This is a genomic window from Arenibacter nanhaiticus (assembly GCF_900141935.1).
Lineage (GTDB): Bacteria > Bacteroidota > Bacteroidia > Flavobacteriales > Flavobacteriaceae > Arenibacter > Arenibacter nanhaiticus.
In genome coordinates, this window is record NZ_FQYX01000007.1 from 62,139 (window position 1) to 79,322 (window position 17,184).

General features: G+C 40.6%; 13 protein-coding genes. 8 read left to right on the forward strand and 5 right to left on the reverse strand.

The features are described from left to right. Positions 1-4: 4 nt before the first annotated feature. From BUA16_RS06290 to BUA16_RS06320, 7 genes are all read left to right on the forward strand, one after another. Positions 5-1,777, forward strand: a complete 1,773-nt coding sequence (locus tag BUA16_RS06290) for a RagB/SusD family nutrient uptake outer membrane protein (RefSeq protein ID WP_072763892.1) — start codon at positions 5-7, stop codon at positions 1,775-1,777. Positions 1,778-1,969: 192 nt separating this feature from the next. Then, entirely contained in the window at positions 1,970-2,668 is a 699-nt protein-coding gene (radC, locus tag BUA16_RS06295; RefSeq protein WP_072763894.1) for a RadC family protein, read from the forward strand. Positions 2,669-2,819: 151 nt separating this feature from the next. Further along, positions 2,820-4,067 carry a polysaccharide deacetylase family protein gene (locus BUA16_RS06300; RefSeq protein ID WP_394333067.1) on the forward strand — a complete coding sequence of 416 codons (1,248 nt, stop codon included), beginning with the start codon at positions 2,820-2,822 and terminating at the stop codon, positions 4,065-4,067. After that, positions 4,060-4,749: a YjjG family noncanonical pyrimidine nucleotidase gene (locus BUA16_RS06305; RefSeq protein ID WP_072763898.1), complete on the forward strand. Its 690-nt coding sequence runs from the start codon at positions 4,060-4,062 to the stop codon at positions 4,747-4,749. Before BUA16_RS06300 ends, BUA16_RS06305 begins: the two co-directional genes overlap by 8 nt. Before the next feature lie 74 nt (positions 4,750-4,823). Continuing rightward, positions 4,824-5,372, forward strand: a complete 549-nt coding sequence (locus BUA16_RS06310) for a hypothetical protein (protein WP_072763900.1) — start codon at positions 4,824-4,826, stop codon at positions 5,370-5,372. Between the two features lie 2 nt (positions 5,373-5,374). Further along, the gene (locus BUA16_RS06315; protein ID WP_072763902.1) at positions 5,375-6,805 is read left to right on the forward strand and encodes a DUF5723 family protein; all 1,431 of its coding nucleotides are present in this window, start codon (positions 5,375-5,377) and stop codon (positions 6,803-6,805) included. Positions 6,806-6,836: 31 nt separating this feature from the next. Then, positions 6,837-7,715, forward strand: coding sequence for a hypothetical protein (locus tag BUA16_RS06320; RefSeq protein WP_072763904.1), 879 nt, complete (start codon positions 6,837-6,839; stop codon positions 7,713-7,715). Positions 7,716-8,367: 652 nt separating this feature from the next. Here BUA16_RS06320 and BUA16_RS06325 read toward each other — a convergent pair. Next, entirely contained in the window at positions 8,368-9,645 is a 1,278-nt protein-coding gene (locus BUA16_RS06325; RefSeq protein ID WP_072763906.1) for a replication-associated recombination protein A, read from the reverse strand. A 220-nt stretch (positions 9,646-9,865) separates the two neighbouring features. Between BUA16_RS06325 and BUA16_RS06330 the strand changes: the two genes are divergently transcribed. After that, positions 9,866-10,603 carry a rhomboid family intramembrane serine protease gene (locus tag BUA16_RS06330; RefSeq protein ID WP_072763976.1) on the forward strand — a complete coding sequence of 246 codons (738 nt, stop codon included), beginning with the start codon at positions 9,866-9,868 and terminating at the stop codon, positions 10,601-10,603. Here the strand turns inward: BUA16_RS06330 and rlmB are convergent. The 4 genes from rlmB to BUA16_RS06350 form a co-directional block, all read right to left on the reverse strand. After that, positions 10,600-11,343 (reverse strand): 23S rRNA (guanosine(2251)-2'-O)-methyltransferase RlmB, encoded by a 744-nt coding sequence (gene rlmB, locus BUA16_RS06335; protein WP_072763908.1) that lies wholly within the window; start codon positions 11,341-11,343, stop codon positions 10,600-10,602. The genes BUA16_RS06330 and rlmB overlap by 4 nt on opposite strands. A 238-nt stretch (positions 11,344-11,581) precedes the next feature. After that, positions 11,582-12,493 (reverse strand): DUF1735 domain-containing protein, encoded by a 912-nt coding sequence (locus BUA16_RS06340; protein WP_072763910.1) that lies wholly within the window; start codon positions 12,491-12,493, stop codon positions 11,582-11,584. Positions 12,494-12,510: 17 nt separating this feature from the next. After that, positions 12,511-13,893, reverse strand: a complete 1,383-nt coding sequence (locus BUA16_RS06345) for a SusD/RagB family nutrient-binding outer membrane lipoprotein (protein ID WP_072763912.1) — start codon at positions 13,891-13,893, stop codon at positions 12,511-12,513. Positions 13,894-13,910: 17 nt separating this feature from the next. Beyond that, positions 13,911-17,120 (reverse strand): SusC/RagA family TonB-linked outer membrane protein, encoded by a 3,210-nt coding sequence (locus tag BUA16_RS06350; RefSeq protein WP_072763914.1) that lies wholly within the window; start codon positions 17,118-17,120, stop codon positions 13,911-13,913. Positions 17,121-17,184 lie beyond the last annotated feature (64 nt).

Consider the following 17,184-nt stretch of genomic DNA (forward strand, 5'->3'; position numbering starts at 1 on the left):
GTATATGAAAATTATCAAACATATCAGTAAACTATATATTCCTGTTTGTGCCCTATTGTTAACCAGTAGTTGTGCCGATAGCTTTTTAGAACAACCTGCTTTAGGAGCTTTAAGTGAGGATGTTATTGCCAACCAAGACGGCGTAGAGAAATTATTGATTGGTGCATATGCTGCTTTGGACGGCCAAGGACTTGGTGGTGGTGGTGCTTGGGAAGCAGCACCGGACAATTGGGTATATGGTACCGTAGCAGGAGGGGAAGCTAGCAAGGGAAGTTTTGGAGGCGACCAGCCGGCAATAGATCAAATAGTCAAGTTTATTTCCAATCCTTCTAACGGTTATTATAACACCAAATGGAAGGCAGCCTATGAAGGCGTTAAACGGGCTAATAATACTTTGAGATTATTGGAAAAAGCCACAGAAATTACTGTAGAAGATCGTGAGAATATCGCGGGTCAGGCACGTTTTCTAAGAGGGCATTATTATTTTGAATTGAAGAAAATGTTTAATATGGTGCCATGGGTCGATGAAACTACAGAAGATCCAAAACAACCCAATAATGTAGATATTTGGCCTAATATCGAGGCGGATTTTCAATTTGCATACGAGAATTTGCCCGCGACACAAGGGGAATTTGCTAGGGCCAATAAATGGGCAGCTGCAGCCTATTTAGGCAAAACATATCTATATCAAAAGAAATTTACCGAGGCCAAAGATGTTTTTACGGATGTCATTAATCTAGGAGTAAATTCGGCAGGGGAAAAGTACGCCCTTATGGACACCTTTAAGGATAATTTTGATGCCGCATTTGAAAATAATTCTGAAACTGTTTTCGATATTCAAATGGTCGCTAACGATGGTACTGGAAGTATAGCGAATGCCAATCAGGGTGGAATGCTGAATTTTCCTTATAACAGTCCATTTAGATGTTGTGGATTCTTTCAGCCTTCTCAAGATTTGGTGAACTCCTTTAAAACGGACCCGATTACAGGCAAGCCTTATGTGAATAACTACAATCAGAATCCGGTTAAAAGCGATATGGGGGTCACCAGTAGTGAACCTTTTACACCGTATACAGGAACCTTAGATCCTAGGCTCGACTGGACGGTAGGTAGAAGAGGTATTCCTTACCATGATTGGGGGCACCATCCTGGTGCAGCTTGGATAAGAGAACAAACTTATGGTGGTCCTTATGCCCCAAAAAAGAATGTTTATAGACAAGCTACTCAAGATCAATATGCAGATCAAAGCTCCTGGGCGCCTGGAACGGCTCTTAACGTAAGGGTAATACGTTTTGCCGATGTGTTATTAATGGCAGCTGAGGCTGAGGCACAAGCGGGTAGTTTGTCCCTAGCCTTGGAATATGTAAACCGCGTTAGGAATAGGGCGGCCAATCCCGATGGTTTTTTAAAGAAATATTTAGATGAGTCAGACCCTGTAGCCGGATTTGATCCATCCCAAAATGCGGCTAATTACGTTATTGAACCTTATGGTCTGGTCGACTTTGCTACTCCCGAGATGGCTTTAGAGAAAATCTATTTCGAACGCAAGTTAGAATTAGCCATGGAAGGTCATCGATTCTTCGATTTAGTGCGATGGGGAATTGCCCAGGAAACGTTAAACGCCTATTTTGAATATCAAGGCAATATTACAACGGACGTAAGAGGTGGTAAGTTTATTCCGGGAAAAAACGAATACTACCCTATACCACAAGCACAGATAGATCTAAGTGTAGATGCTAGTGGAACGCCTACCTTAAAACAAAATCCTGGTTACTGAGATTTAAAATTCTGAGTCTTATTTAAGAAGGAACCATTCTATGATTGGAATGGTTCCTTTTTTTATGTTATTACCCCCTGTTTTTGAGAGCAATTGTAAGCCATGAATTTTAGTAATGAGGGGATTATCTACATATTTTGTAATTTAAAGTCAAATTGTGTTGGGGTAAGCGATTATTATTATCTTTAGATAATGCAGCCAAAACCAACCTATATACCTATTAAAAATTGGTCTTCTGATGATAAGCCAAGGGAGAAATTATTGCTGAAAAGCAAGGATGTCCTTTCGGATGCCGAATTAATAGCGATTCTAATTGGTTCTGGAAGTCGAAACGAAAGTGCTGTAACTTTGGCAAAACGCATTTTAGCATTGGTGCAAAACGACCTTAACGATTTGGGAAAACTCTCCGTAAAACAACTCATGCAGTTTAAAGGGATAGGAGAAGCTAAGGCAGTGACCATTGCAGCAGCCTTGGAAATAGGAAGAAGGCGTAGAGAGGAGGATGCTAAAAAGATTGTAGCGATTAAAGAGAGCAGGGATGTTTTTGAATTGTTACATCCTAAGATCGGCGATTTGTCGCATGAAGAATTCTGGGTAGTTTATCTGAACAATGCCAATACGGTGCTTTTTATGGGGCAATTGAGCAAAGGGGGAATTACAGGGACCTTGGTCGATGTGCGCTTGGTGCTCAAACAAGCCTTGGAGCTAGGGGCCGTAGGTTTAATATTAGCACATAACCATCCTTCGGGAACCTTAAAGCCTAGCGTAGCAGACAAGCAGATTACCGTTAAATTAAAAACAGCTTCCCAAGTACTCGATATAAAAGTATTGGACCATTTGATCATTACTCAGAAAGAATATTTTAGCTTTGCAGATGAACATATCCTTTAAAAAGAAACACATAACAAAGGTAGCTCCCCAAAAGTGAGAAGTAAACATAGGCTGTAAACCTTTTGGTTTTTACCCTATATTATAATTTAGACGCCAAGGTTTTATGTTATTAATATATACCCACAAAATTACCTCGAGGTTTACGTATGTTATGCGACATATATTTACCAAGGTTTTAGGGATAGAAATTACCTATACTACCAAGGTAGAAGATTTTATAAAGCATTCCGGACCAAAAATTACCTATACCAAACAGCCCTTACAAAACGAATTCTTTGTCCGTAGCAATGATTTACTTTTTGAGCAAGGGATTAACGATTTGCAAATTCACGTTTCGGATTGGGAAGGGACACCATGTTTTTTTGCCGCTGGTGACCGCAGCAGTTTGCCCTTCGATATTTTTTCTGCCAGTTTTTATCTGCTGAGCCGCTATGAGGAGTATTTGCCGCATGTAAAAGATATGCATGGTCGGTTTTCGCCTAAAGATAGTTTGGCCTATCAAAATAAATTTTTACAAAGACCAGTGGTCGATATATGGGCCTATAAGTTATTGGAAAAATTAAAGGACCGGTTTAAGAAACTGGAATATAAACTGAAGCCCTATCAGTATACTTCGGTGATAGATGTAACTACCTCCCATAGTTTTTCCCATAGAGGATTGGTAAGGGGGTTGGGGGGGCTCCTGCTAGATTTGGCCTCCTTGCGTATAAAACGGGTTTTTCAGCGGATTGCCGTTTGGGCAAATGTAAAAAAAGACCCTTATGATAATTTCTTCGAGCTATTGGCCGCCCATAAAAAATATAATATCAAAGGGATGTTCTTTTTTCAGTTTGCGGAGTATTCTACCTACGACAAAAATGTATCTCCAAATAATAATCAGTTCAAACACCTTATTAAATCGGTTGCCGATTATAATATCGTAGCGCTGTCATGCTCCTATAGTTCCTTTAACGATTTGAGCTTGCTGCAGCAAGAAAAAAAGAACTTGTCCAATGTTATTCATAGACCGATTAATAATTGTCGGTTACGGTATAATAGGGTAGATGTACCTTTGACATACAGAGATTTGATAGATGCCGGGTTTACGGATGATTACACCATGGGGTATAGCCATGAAATAGGGTTTAGGGCGGGCACATGTATCCCTTTTTATTTATATGATATTACCTTGGAAGTACAGCAGCCCATTAAAATACATCCTTTTGCGGTGCACGATTACGGCTTGTTAAAATACCAAAATAAAGCGGATGCACTTTTGGCTGTAAGTTCCTTGTACAAGGAGGTTAAAAAGGTCAATGGCAAATTTATTACGGTATTTTCCAATGAACTTTTAGGGGGCGATGGTACCGTAGAATGGAAAGAATTATATACGAATGTAATAGAAAAAGTACATGTATAAAGAAACAGTTACCGATGTGTTTTTTGATTTGGATCATACCCTTTGGGATTTTGAAAAGAACTCTGCCTTGACCTTTGAGAAAATTCTCTCCGAAAATTCCGTGCAAATTGCCCTGGACGATTTTCTTAAGGTATATGTGCCCCTAAATATGGATTTTTGGAAATTGTTCAGGGAAGGAAAAATAACAAAGGAGGAGCTGCGTTATCAAAGATTAAAAACTACCTTTGTGCGCTTGGGATATGCAGTGTCCGATGAACTTATATTTCGACTGTCCGAACAGTATATAGCTTATTTGTCGAGCTATAACCATCTGTTTCCTAATGCAATACATATTTTAAACTATCTGAAACCCTCCTATAAGCTTCATATTATTACCAATGGCTTTCAGGAGGTGCAGGATAAAAAGTTGCGTAATGCCAATATTGATAGCTTTTTTGGGCAGGTTGTAAATTCGGAAATGGCGGGCGTAAAGAAACCCGATCCGCTAATTTTTAAAATAGCCCTGCAAAGAGCCAATGCCCTGCCGGAAAGATCTATGATGATAGGGGATAGTATAGAAGCCGATATTCTGGGCGCCAAGGCGGTGGGGTTTCATACCCTTCACTTTAATGCCCATAAGGAACCGGCTCATGGATATTGTGATATGATTCACGATCTGGAGGAAATAAAAACCTATTTATGAGGTTGCAGCTTGTAACGGACAGTTAGCTTAAATTCTATTAATATCTTAGGATTGGCTACTTATATTTATTGAGGATGAAAAGGATTTTAAAAATAGTAATGATATTGGCCCTAATGACGAGTGGGCTGTCATGCGTAGAACGTCAGGATTTTGATCAGTATCAAGATTTGGATATAATTCCAAAGGTGCCGGCCAGCCTTTTGTATTATGAAGTTTCTGAAACGGCCCTTAATAACGCTCCCATCGGGGTACCCTTTAGTGAGGACTACAATTTTGACGCTTTTAATGAAGATTTTATTGCCGACAGAATAATAGAAGGCAGTATTGCTTACGAAATTGTAAACACCACCTCTAAGCCTGTTGATATTGTGGTGACTTTTTTGGATGAAAACGATCGAGAATTGGATTTTACAGATTTCTCGGTAGCAGCGGCAACCTCTGAACCATTCGTTTTGGAGAAAACCGTAGCGTATAATCAAGCCGATACCCAAAGGGTTGTAAAAAACATTTCCAGTATCAGAATAAGAGTAATAAACCGTGGCGACAATACTAGCCAGTCGTCTCTTAAGGATCCTAAAGTAATTTTTAAATCCAGTGCGGAATTCAAAGTTCGATTAAAATAAAAATGTATAGATTCCTTTTCTTTTTCACTTTGTTATGTGGCAGTTTTATCAATGCCCAAAACAAAGAACTTCTTTACGATTTTACCGATATTCCACAAGCCTTGTTGCTCAATCCAGGAATGCAGACAGATTTTCAATGGTATGCCGGTATCCCCGGGGTATCCGGAATTTCTTTTCAGGCCGGCTCTAGTGGGGTAACCGTAAACGATCTTTTTGCAGAAGATGGTATAGATTTTAATCAAAAGGTGAGGGAACGGCTTATACATGGGGTGAGCAGCCGGGACGACCTTAGCGGTACTTATCAGATAGAACTTTTGAGCGGTGGTTTTAGGGGGAGGAACCCGACGAATTTTTATTCCTTCGGAATTTATAATGAAGGCGATGCTATTGGGTATTGGTTTAAGGATTATGCCATACTTGGTTTTGAAGGGAATGCAGATTATATCGGAGATAAATTTAATTTAGGGCACCTTAAGACCCGAGGGGAAATATTGAATGTTTTTCATTTTGGGATCAATAAAAAGGTCAATAGGGAATTGACCCTGGGAGGACGAGCCAAAATATATTCCAGTGCCGTGAACTTTTCCTCTACTAAAAATCGTGGCTATTACATAACAGAGAAGGGCGAGAATAACCTTTTGGCCAATACCATAGATGCCGATATGGAGTTTAGATCCTCGGGGATGGAAGAGATTTACAGAGCCTTTGATGAGGATAGGGATCGAATACCGGGGATTTTAACCAAACGGTTATTTTTTGGAGGCAATCTAGGGGTAGGCGTAGATTTTGGTTTTTCTTATCAGCTCAATGCGCAAACTGTAGTGACCGGTAGTGTTTTAGACTTGGGCTTTATTTATAATAGCAGCAATGTTCGTAATTATACCTTAAAAGGGCAGGCTACTGTAGAGGGTGTTGAGGTTGTTTTGCCCGATGCCTTTGCCCCTAATGATACTGACTTTTGGAAGGAATTGGTCGATAAGGTAGAAAAACTGGTACCCTTTAATCAAAACAGGCAGGGGTATATTTCTTTTAGGCCAACCAAGCTATATGGATCCCTTCGCTATAACTTTGGCAAAGCCTTGCCTTCTCGGGAAAACTGTGGGTGCGATTACAGATATGCTAGCTATCGGGGGGTAGAGAGGTATGTAAACGCTGTAGGGGCCCAACTTTACGCGATCAATAGACCAAGAGGACCGCAAGCAGCGCTTACCGCTTTTTATATGCGTAGATTAGGGAATTCCCTGGCACTAAAGACCACCTACACGATCGATAAGTTTTCCTTTTCCAATATCGGATTAGGGCTGAATGTACAAGCAGGTCCCGTAAACTTTTACGTTATGGCCGATAATCTTCTGGCCTTGGAAAATCTAGCAGATAGCCACTACACTTCTTTTCAGTTAGGATTAAATATCATAACTTGGGGCAAGAAATAAATGAGACCTTAGGTCTCGATAAGCGATTTGTATGAAAAATATTATAGTATCCCTTTTTTTTATTTTCAGTTATTACGGGATGTCACAATCTAAAATAAATAATTATAAGTATATCATTGTTCCCGCAAAATTTGAGGCCTTTAAATCCGAGAACCAGTACTTAACAAGTACCCTGATGAAACAGCTTTTTGTAGAAAATGGATTTACTGCGGTCTATGACAATGATTTGCCAGAAGAACTGATGGTAGATCGTTGCAAAGGTTTGTTGGTTAGGTTGCTAGACGATTCCTCCTTGTTTACTACCAAGGTAAAACTGTCTTTAACGGACTGTGCCAATAAAGAAGTGTTTATTACGGGAGAAGGCAGGAGCAAGGAGAAGGAGTATAGGGCCGCTTATTCAGAGGCCATAAAAAACAGTTTTAAGGACATTGCAAATTTAAATTATGCATATACCCCAAAGGACAAAGATTCTAGGGTATCCATTAGTTTTAAAGACGATGTCGTTCGATTGCAAGACCCAGCTGAAAAGGACAAAGACATACGATTTGAAGATGCAGCTCAACATCAATCCGAAACTAATCAGCAGAAGGTAGTACAGCAAAAGGCAACCTTAGAGGAGCAATATTTTAAAAGTATGGAGCCTGTTTCTGCGGATCCTGCTTTGCATCACGTAAAACTTATAAAGGATACCGCGGTTTTATATGCCCAAAAAATTCCAAACGGATATCAATTGGTAGATAGTACTCCTAAAATTACCATGAAGTTGTACCATACCAGTCTCATGAATTTTTATATCGCCAAAACGGAGCAGCAAGTTGATGGTATTGTGTATAAAAAGGGCGAGAAATGGATTTTTGAATATTATCAAGAAGAGGAGTTGATCAATAAGGAGTTGAATATCAAATTCTAAGAGCGGCTACAGGGACACTTGTGAACAATAAAGAACAGTGGTTTTAATTGGTGAATGTCGCCTAACAAACCATTATCTTTTGTTTCTACTTTAATGCGGTTTGTCGGTCTTTATGGGTGCCAATTCCCTTGTTATATATGGGCGTTACCCTATCGGGTCGCTCTTTCCGCTGTATCTTTTTTAAAGGGCCCATGCCCTTTTAAAAAAGGATGCCGCTGCAATCCCTAACGCGGCATTCAATTAACAATTAGCAGTAAACAGTTTTTAATGGAAAAAGTGGTCGATGCTATTCGGGCATCGACATTTTCAACTGCCCTGATTGGTGTTGAACATTTTGGACGTTTTTCATGGATTATTGCTGCATTAATCAAATGCTATAATACCCCATTGGTTCATTGTTATATTTGTTAATTGGTACATGAACCTGCGTTAGGGACAGCGGCGGCATCCCCGCAGCAGCGCAAGGGATATAGCCAATGGCCCGCCCGACGAAGGAGGGAACGCCCAAATAATTAGCCTATAAGGTGTAAAAGGGGGCATTGACTTAATTTTATTGAAAAGCCCAACAGCTTTCTTGTTCGGCGTACTTTGTGCCTTGCATGTGATCCTTCTTTAAACAAAGCCCAGAAGGATTTTGAGGGGCTCACCTTTTCTATAACTCGTATTTATCCTTCCAGCGATTTTTTAAAAAGTCTTTTAAGGAATTTTCACGTGGATTGTTTCCGGGCTTATAGAGGCTGGTGCCAGACAATTCGGTTGGAAAAAACTCTTCGGCTACAAAATTATTGGCGTAGTCATGGGCATATTTGTACTCCTGTCCATACCCTAGATCTTTCATTAACTTTGTGGGCGCATTTCGCAGGGCAATAGGTACCGAAAGATCGCCGGTCTGTTTTACCAATTGCTGAGCGTGGTTAATGGCCATATAACTAGCGTTGCTTTTAGGAGAAGTGGCCAAATAAATGACACACTGACTTAAAATGATCCTCGCTTCCGGGTAGCCAATGGTCGTCACCGATTGAAAGGTAGTATTGGCCATGACCAGCGCCGTGGGATTTGCATTTCCTATGTCTTCGGAAGCCAATATAAGCAATCGACGAGCGATGAATTTGACGTCCTCGCCGCCTTCGATCATTCTGGCTAACCAATATACGGCAGCATTGGGATCGCTGCCGCGTATAGATTTTATAAAAGCAGAAACGATATCGTAATGTTGTTCCCCGGTTTTATCGTATAATACGGTGTTTTTCTGTATTTTATTTAGAACAATTTCATCGGTTATCGTTATGGTATCCGAGGCTTCGGAGTTAACGATGAGCTCAAAAATATTTAGAAGTTTACGGCCATCGCCTCCGGAAAGGCGCATGAGGGCCTCGGTTTCTTTCAGGGTTATTTTCTTCGATTTCAAATAGTCGTCTAGTTCCATGGCTCTGTAAAGCAAGGCTTCCAGGTCTTCCTTTCCAAAGGCATTTAGGATATATACCTGGCATCGTGACAATAGGGCGGGAATAACCTCAAAACTTGGGTTTTCGGTGGTAGCACCTATAAGGGTAACCCAGCCTTTTTCAACGGCAGCCAAGAGAGAGTCTTGTTGCGACTTGCTAAAACGATGAATTTCATCGATAAAAAGAATGGGGTTTTTAGTAGTAAAAAGTCCGCCACTTTGTTTGGCCTTATCAATGACTTCCCTGATATCCTTCACCCCACTGTTAATGGCGCTCAAGGTATAAAAAGGGCGTCCGCTTTCTTGGGCGATAATATTGGCCAGGGTAGTCTTTCCGGTCCCTGGGGGCCCCCAAAGGATTAAGGAGGGTAAAATGCCTTTTTTTATTTGATGGGTCAAGGCTCCTTTTTCACCTACTAGATGATTTTGACTGATATAGTCTTCGAGTGTTTTTGGGCGTACCCTTTCTGCAAGTGGCTCGTTCATGGTATAAAAGTAAGATAAAATTATACATTTTAAATTGTGGTGTAAAGGAAAATCCGAGGCCGCTTTTTAGTGGATTATCGGGTTTTGATTTTTACTTATGTAGGTTTCTTATTCCTAGAGCATTACTTTGGTATTGCTTTATAGTATTTAAAAAAGTTTAGAATTTGGAGACAAAATGTTACATTCGTATAGCACCATGTCCTCGTTTTTTTTGGTTGTTATGACAGAGCAAAAGTATTTTACATATACGGATTGGATACTATTAGTTCCTTTGGGGGCTGTTCTGTCTATATGGACGGTTTATTGGGCAGAGCTCCAATTTGGCATAAACCTCAACGAGTATGGTGTTTATCCCCGGACCTTAAAAGGGTTAAGAGGTATTGTTTTTAGTCCCTTTTTGCATGCTTCGGTGGAGCATCTTTATAATAACACCATTCCCTTGGCGATCCTTTTGGCGGCATTGGTATACTTTTATAGGAGTATAGCCCTTCGGATAGTTGTAGGAGGGGTACTGCTCTCTGGATTAGTTACATGGGCCATTGGTAGGCCATCGTACCATATTGGGGCAAGTGGAGTTATTTATCTGTTGGCAAGCTTTATTTTTTTTAAAGGAATTTTCACTAAACACTATAGGTTGGTGGCCCTGTCTCTAATAGTGGTTTTTGTTTATGGTAGTTTGCTCTGGTATATTTTCCCTGTTAAGGAAGATATATCATGGGAGGGCCATTTAGGAGGTTTCCTGAGCGGATTGTTGTTGGCGATGGTAGTAAAGGCTAAATTGCCTGTGGTAAAAAAATACGATTGGGAGCATGAAGATTACCCAGTAGAGGACGATGTATTTCTACAACATTTTGATGAGGACGGGAATTTTATTGAACAAAAAGAAAATGGAGCCGACACAAGTGTAGACTCCATTCAAATTATTTACGAGTATAAAGAAAGGAAAACAGATTCCTAGTTTAAGCGTTGCCGTACCGCTTCGTACAAGAACACCCCACAGGCAACAGATACGTTCAACGAGCCTATTTCTCCCAATAGCGGCAGTTTGGCCGTAGCATCCGAGGCTTTTAAAATAGAAGGGGTAATACCTACGTCTTCCGAGCCCATTACAATGGCAGATGGTTCCTTTAAGGAAACATCATAAATGGTATTTTCTGTTTTTTCAGTAGCGGAAATTACTTTTATGCCAGAGGCCTGTAAATAGAAAACAGCGTCCTTTAAATGATTTACTTTGGCAATAGGAACTTTAAAAGCGGCCCCTGCAGAAGTTTTAATGGTATCTGCCGTTACTGGCGCGGCACCTTTCTTTTGTATGATGATACCGTCTACGCCGGTACATTCGGCAGTTCTAATAATGGCGCCAAAGTTACGTACATCGGAAAGCTGGTCTAGCAATAGGAACAAGGGAACCTTATTTTCGTTGGCCAGCACTTTCTCGACCAATTCTTCGAGTTCGTAAAATGCGATGGGCGAGATAGAGGCGACCACCCCTTGGTGGTTTCCCCTGGTAAGCCTGTTTAGTTTTTCTATTGGGACATAGGAAAAACCTATGCCGTTTTTACGGATCAGGGTCTCTAGTTCCTTGATTAAATCTCCTTTTAATCCCTTTTGTATAAAAACCTTGTCCAAGGTTTTACCGGCGTTTATAGCTTCTATAATAGCGCGAATCCCAAAAATTTGGTAGTCCTCATTTTTCATCTGGCAAAGGTATAAAAAATTGAAGTTGTTATGGATGAAAATTTTCATAACAACACTTGATGCGGACTTTAATGGATTGAATCAATGATATCGACGATCTATATTGCCTCAAGCTTGATTAATATTGTTTGGTTTTTGGCTGTATAGCCCCGGTGCATAAAATAAGAGGCATTCAAATTAATGAATGCCTCTTTAAAATTTAACTATCGCAAGGGATAGGGAGTGTTCCTTTATATTTTTAATTCATGGTAAAGGTGCCTCCTAGCGTTGCTGAAGCTAGGTATGTAGGGAAGTATTGAGCGGCAAGCCCAGTGTCTTCCCCAACGTAGTAAATATCGTAATCTATAACAAGGGTAGGTTTTGCATCACAATTAGTCCATTTTCCTGTACCTGCTATTTCGTAGTCATAAGGATCTCCCTCATATTCGGTAGTATAAATGTATTGTCTTGGAATGGTTACTACGCCATTTGCAGCGACTTTAGCATTGATTGTGCCACCTTCTATTACAGCTTCTCCCCAGAAACCATTGATAAATGAAACTCCAAGACCGGAAATCATCAGATCTCCATCAGAGGCAACCGTGGTTATAGCATCTCCATATCCATTGAGGTCAATGGTAGAAGAATAAGCTCCAGCTAAATCTTCTGTTCCATTTTCTAAAGGACAAAAAGCAATTCGTAAAAGATTGTATGTTAAAAGCGTCCCAGCAGTTGCTGTATTTGCACCTGCGTCAACGTTTAAAACCAATTTTAATGGTTCTCCTACAGGCATTTCAGAGGTATTGGTTTTAAAGCTTACTGAAGCCCCTGTAGATCCAGCAGGAATAGTTACGGTTGAGGATGATAACTCATACATATTAGGTTCTATAGTGGTAGATGGGTCCACGGTCAAGTTTACTGTAACAGCTTCGGATTGTGGAAGTCCTAATAATGCAACAATAATGCTCGTTTCGATATCTACTAAATCACCCGATTCTGCAACCCCGGACTCCAAATTTTTGGACGCATCCTTAAACTGAACGTAATAGGTTGCGTTAGGGTCAGGAGCGTTATCTGTTAACTTTGCAAATTCTGTTTCATCGTACTCACAGGAGACTGCAAAAAGCGCGGTGACCAAGAGTAGAACTGAATAAATAATTTTATTTTTCATCTTAGATTTTTTTTATTTTATTGATCCCACCATAATTTGTCTGAAATACTAACCGACGGCACGTTTTCGCTATTGTAATCCAACTCGCTTTGCGCATAGGGAAATCTTGTTGGTATATTTGGAATTACTGCGCCCTCTGCAATATTAAGTGCAGGGAATCCAGTTCTTCTCCAATCGGCATATGGCTGATTGGTAGCAACGCCATCTATGTATTTTTGGGTAATAATATTCTCCAAAGTTACAGGAATCCCATTTATATTGGCATCTAACCAAGCCTGATTAGCTGCACCGGTAACTCTTAGTACTGAGGCTGCAACGGCTGCTTCATAAGCTTCTTGCGCTCCAGGCTGTCCTAAAGCTAACCGAGCTTCGGCTTCAATAAATTTCAACTCAGAATAAGTCATTAATTTGGTTGAGGCATCAAATGCGGCTATATCGCTACCTGGTTTGGATGCTCCATCATTTTGCCCTCCAGGGGTACTACCTGAAAAGTTGCCGTCCGAATCTTCTTCGGCATAAAAGGGAAGGCGTGGATCATCGTTGGCTGCTAACATATCGATCAAAGTGGCGCCCATTCTGATATCTGTCCTTTCTTCCATAAATTGGTAAATTGGGTTACGGTTTTTATCTTCAAAAGGCACCAACATATCATCGGCATTAGACGTAAAACCTCCGCTTACTGCAGCTAAAGCTGCAGTATAAGCAGCATTGCCGTTTACTCCGGATAGCTGTAAGTGATGCCTTGCCTTGATTGAGTTGGCTGCTTTTTTCCACTTATTAAGATCCCCGTCGTAAATAACATCCCCTTCAACAGCTATAGTATTGGCACTGTTGTCTAAATTGGCCAACGCCTTATCTAACAGTGAAAAAATGGTGTTGTAAATAGATTCTTGGGAGTCATAGGATGGTGACAATACGTTTTCCGACCCTTTAAAAGCTTCAGTGTAAGGAATAGATCCGAACAAATCGGTTGTTATACCTAGGGAGGTAGCCAACAATACTTGTCCAACACCTTCAAAATTTGGAGAGGCCGCACCTTCGATTCTAGCTTTGTTAATAATGATAGTACTGTTCATCATCATTTCGGTATATATGGATGACCAAACATTATTGACATCTGCCGGTGTTAATTGATACCTAGTTTCTGTATAAGATTGGCGGTCGGTACCATCAAAATGTTGCATCCAAATGTTATTGGTCCTTACCGTGTTGTTCCCAACCAAATTGTATCCCATTGATTGTTGAATGGCTGGCAAAAGTAAGCTCATTGGAACATCGGCAGGTGAGTCCGGATCAATGTTTAGATCGTGATCGATCCAATTGTTACATGACACTGATACAAGTAATATGCCTATTACTGCCATCAGGTTTTTAAATATGTTATTATTTGTTTTTTTCATGATTTAAATATTTACAATTAGAAGGTGAATTTAAGGCCCATTGTGTAACTTCTTGTACCAGGACTGTTAAAGTAGTCCATACCTTGGGCGTTTGTTGCTCCCCCTAGGTTTGTTTCTGGATCGATACCTGTATAAGGGGTGTCAATCCATAGGTTTCTACCTGAAAAGTATATTTGGGCGTCTTTGATTAATGGTGATAATTTTTTAAAGTTGTATGCAACCGTCAAATCTCTAAGTCTTACCCAGTCAGCAGGCTCCATTGCAGCTGAGGATGGGCCACCTCCAAAGTTACTTCCGTTTCCTTGGAACCAAGCTTGGTCCTGAACTACAGGAGTAACGTTTTTAGTTCCATTGGATACAACGTTTCCGTCACTATCTATATGGCCGTAAACCCCATCCATAACTACGATGTTTTCTTTAGGAGTCCTGTCAAAGTCAATGCTACCATCGGCAGTGTAATAAACCTCCCTATTTTCTGTGCGTTCATGAACCCCAAAGAAATTCATAGCAAATGCAGTTCCATTGTACATTACTCCCCCAGATTTTACATCTATTAGGAAGGAAAGACTCAAATTCTTATAAGTAAGGGTATTGGTCATGTTTGCTGTCCAATCTGGGTTAAAGTTGCCAATAGGAACTAAGCCTTGAGAGGTATTGGTCATTGGATATCCATCCCTAAAGTTGTCGGTAGGATCGTCATTGATGATAACATTTCCATTCTCGTCTCTATACCAATCCTCACCAAATATACTTCGGTATTCTTCGCCAACAACCGCTCTAACTTGGGGTGTTGTAAATCCTCCAAGGAAAATATTATCTACCCCATCGGCCAATTTGGTAACAATGTTGCTAAATTCCGTATAATTGGCCACAAAATCCCATTGAAAATCTTTTGTTTTTATAGGCGTGGCATTTAAACTGATTTCTATACCTTTCGATTCCATAGATGCTGCATTTAGGAATACCGAGGTAAAACCCGAAGACGCAGCAATAGGGACATCCATTAGCAGGTCGGTGTTGTTGTTGTTGAAATAAGTGAAATCTACACCTAAACGGCTGTTAAGAAATCTAAGATCGGCACCTACTTCCCACGAATCCTGGGTTTCATGTTTAAGGTCTGGATTTCCTAAGCCGGAGCTTACTGCAAATCCTGTTTGGCCTGCATAAGGGAATTCTACTCCGTCTGTCCACCCATCAGCCGTGCCTGCAGATACAAAGTTGTTCGTAGTTTGGTATGCTGGAGCAATGTTGGCGGTTGTTGCAGCAGACGCCCTTAACTTACCAAAAGATAGAATAGAATTGTTTTTTAAACCATCAATTTCTGTAAATACAAAACCTAAACTTGCTGATGGGTAAAAAGCACTATTGTTGTTCTCTGGCATCGTGGTTGCCCAGTCGTTCCTTCCTGTTAATCCTAAGTAGATCATATCGTCATAGGATAATTGTAGGTCGGCAAATATTGCCATGGTCCTAGAACGGCTTGTTCCGGTAGATGTAGTGTTGGCACTAGTATTGTTTAGCTGATAGAAATCTGGGATTTCTAAGCCGGTAGCATCTCCGAAAAGAAATTTACTGTTAGTCGAATAATAATTGTTCCCTATAGTAAGGCTGATGTCTAAGTTGTCTGTGATATCATTGCGATAATTCAGCAAAAGGTCAGAGTTAAATACGCTGTTGAAATTCATATACTCTCCCAAATATCCTCTTGGATTACCTCTGGAATTAATTTTGAACTGATCTACATAGCGTCTGTTGTACCAGTCGATACCAGTGTTATAGGTTAGGCTTAAGTGGTCGGTAAACTTTACATTCAAGTTAATTCCTCCAGTAAAACGGTTTACGTCTTCGTCAAACCTAATATTGTTCGCAATCCAATATGGATTGTCATATCCTCCACCATTACGGTAGTTACGTTGCGACCCATCGGCAAATTCATACCCTGCACTATTGTCAAAGGTTGTGGCAGTTCTTAATAATCCCAACATAATACCGGAAACGTTAGATCCCTTTTGGATCTGTACGGCGCGGGAATTGGTATAGGCCATATCGGCACCAAATTTAATATTGTCAGATATATTGGTATTGGCATTTAATCTAACAGTAGTTCTACCGTATTTGTTGTTAGGAACAATACCTTCCTGATCACGGTTAGATAAGGAGAAAAAATAGTCCCCTTGCTCATTTCCATTACTAATACTAACACTGTTGTTGCTAACCGTTCCATGCTGGAAAAAATCGTAAACATCGTATGCTTTTGCGGGCATACCGTTGCCTGTACCTTTAGGCACCAATCTACCGTTAGGATCCCATTTGTAAGAAGAATCCCCGTCGTATTCCAATTCGGCAATAGGTGCTCCCCAAGAGGCTGCATTGCCGCCGGACCAAGTCCCTCCACTTCCTTGCGAATATTTTTTCTGTCTACCTGGTACTTGTGAGATTACGTCTATTCCCATGGAACTATGTACCTCAATTTTTTTGGCATTTAAGTTCTTACCAGATTTTGTTGTAATGATTATGGCACCGTTAGCGGCTCTAACTCCGTAAAGCGCTGTTGCTGCACCTCCTTTTAGAACTGATACGCTGGCTATATCATCTGGGTTGATGTCAATAGAACGGCTCGAGGTATTAACGCCTCCAGTTCCGCTGCTTCCTCCGCCTGAAGCAATCGGCAATCCGTTTACTACGAAAAGCGGCTGGTTATTTCCAGTAATCGACGCTGACCCCCTAATGGTTATAAAGGTGGACGCCCCTGCCTCTCCAGAGGAATTCACGATCTGCACTCCTGAAGTAGCTCCAGATAGGGAGTTTACTACATCTGCATTTGGCTTCGTGCTAATAGCTTCGGCATCAACGGTCTGTACATTGTAGCCAAGTCCTTTTTCACTTCGTGTAATACCCACGGCGGTTACTACCACTTCTTCTAATGCTTGGGCATCCTCGGTCATCTGAATATCAATAATATTGCTGGTTCCGATGGTGCGAGTTACATTTTTTTGCCCAATGTAAGTGAATAATAAAACCTGTCCTGTGCTGCCCAATATGGAGTAATTTCCATCAAAATCCGTTTGAGTGCCTAAAGCGGTTCCTTTTACCAGGATGTTCACTCCAGGGAGCGGTAGGCCGTCTTGATCTGTAACCGTCCCTGAGATCGTTCTTTGCTGTGCAAACGCAAGCTGCACAACCAACGCTAAAAATAGCGTTAGAATTCCATTTAAATTTGTTTTCATTTTTATTTGTTTGAATTAGCTGTAGGCAAAATAGCTAAATAAATGTTAAAGAACCAAATAAAAA

Bases quoted from the DNA above. Each gene is read 5' to 3' on its own strand.
- BUA16_RS06290 (WP_072763892.1), top strand. From the start codon at position 5: ATGAAAATTATCAAACATATCAGTAAACTATATATTCCTGTTTGTGCC.
- radC (WP_072763894.1), top strand. From the start codon at position 1,970: ATGCAGCCAAAACCAACCTATATACCTATTAAAAATTGGTCTTCTGAT.
- BUA16_RS06300 (WP_394333067.1), top strand. From the start codon at position 2,820: ATGCGACATATATTTACCAAGGTTTTAGGGATAGAAATTACCTATACT.
- BUA16_RS06305 (WP_072763898.1), top strand. From the start codon at position 4,060: ATGTATAAAGAAACAGTTACCGATGTGTTTTTTGATTTGGATCATACC.
- BUA16_RS06310 (WP_072763900.1), top strand. From the start codon at position 4,824: ATGAAAAGGATTTTAAAAATAGTAATGATATTGGCCCTAATGACGAGT.
- BUA16_RS06315 (WP_072763902.1), top strand. From the start codon at position 5,375: ATGTATAGATTCCTTTTCTTTTTCACTTTGTTATGTGGCAGTTTTATC.
- BUA16_RS06320 (WP_072763904.1), top strand. From the start codon at position 6,837: ATGAAAAATATTATAGTATCCCTTTTTTTTATTTTCAGTTATTACGGG.
- BUA16_RS06325 (WP_072763906.1), bottom strand. From the start codon at position 9,645: ATGAACGAGCCACTTGCAGAAAGGGTACGCCCAAAAACACTCGAAGAC.
- BUA16_RS06330 (WP_072763976.1), top strand. From the start codon at position 9,866: ATGACAGAGCAAAAGTATTTTACATATACGGATTGGATACTATTAGTT.
- rlmB (WP_072763908.1), bottom strand. From the start codon at position 11,343: ATGAAAAATGAGGACTACCAAATTTTTGGGATTCGCGCTATTATAGAA.
- BUA16_RS06340 (WP_072763910.1), bottom strand. From the start codon at position 12,493: ATGAAAAATAAAATTATTTATTCAGTTCTACTCTTGGTCACCGCGCTT.
- BUA16_RS06345 (WP_072763912.1), bottom strand. From the start codon at position 13,893: ATGAAAAAAACAAATAATAACATATTTAAAAACCTGATGGCAGTAATA.
- BUA16_RS06350 (WP_072763914.1), bottom strand. From the start codon at position 17,120: ATGAAAACAAATTTAAATGGAATTCTAACGCTATTTTTAGCGTTGGTT.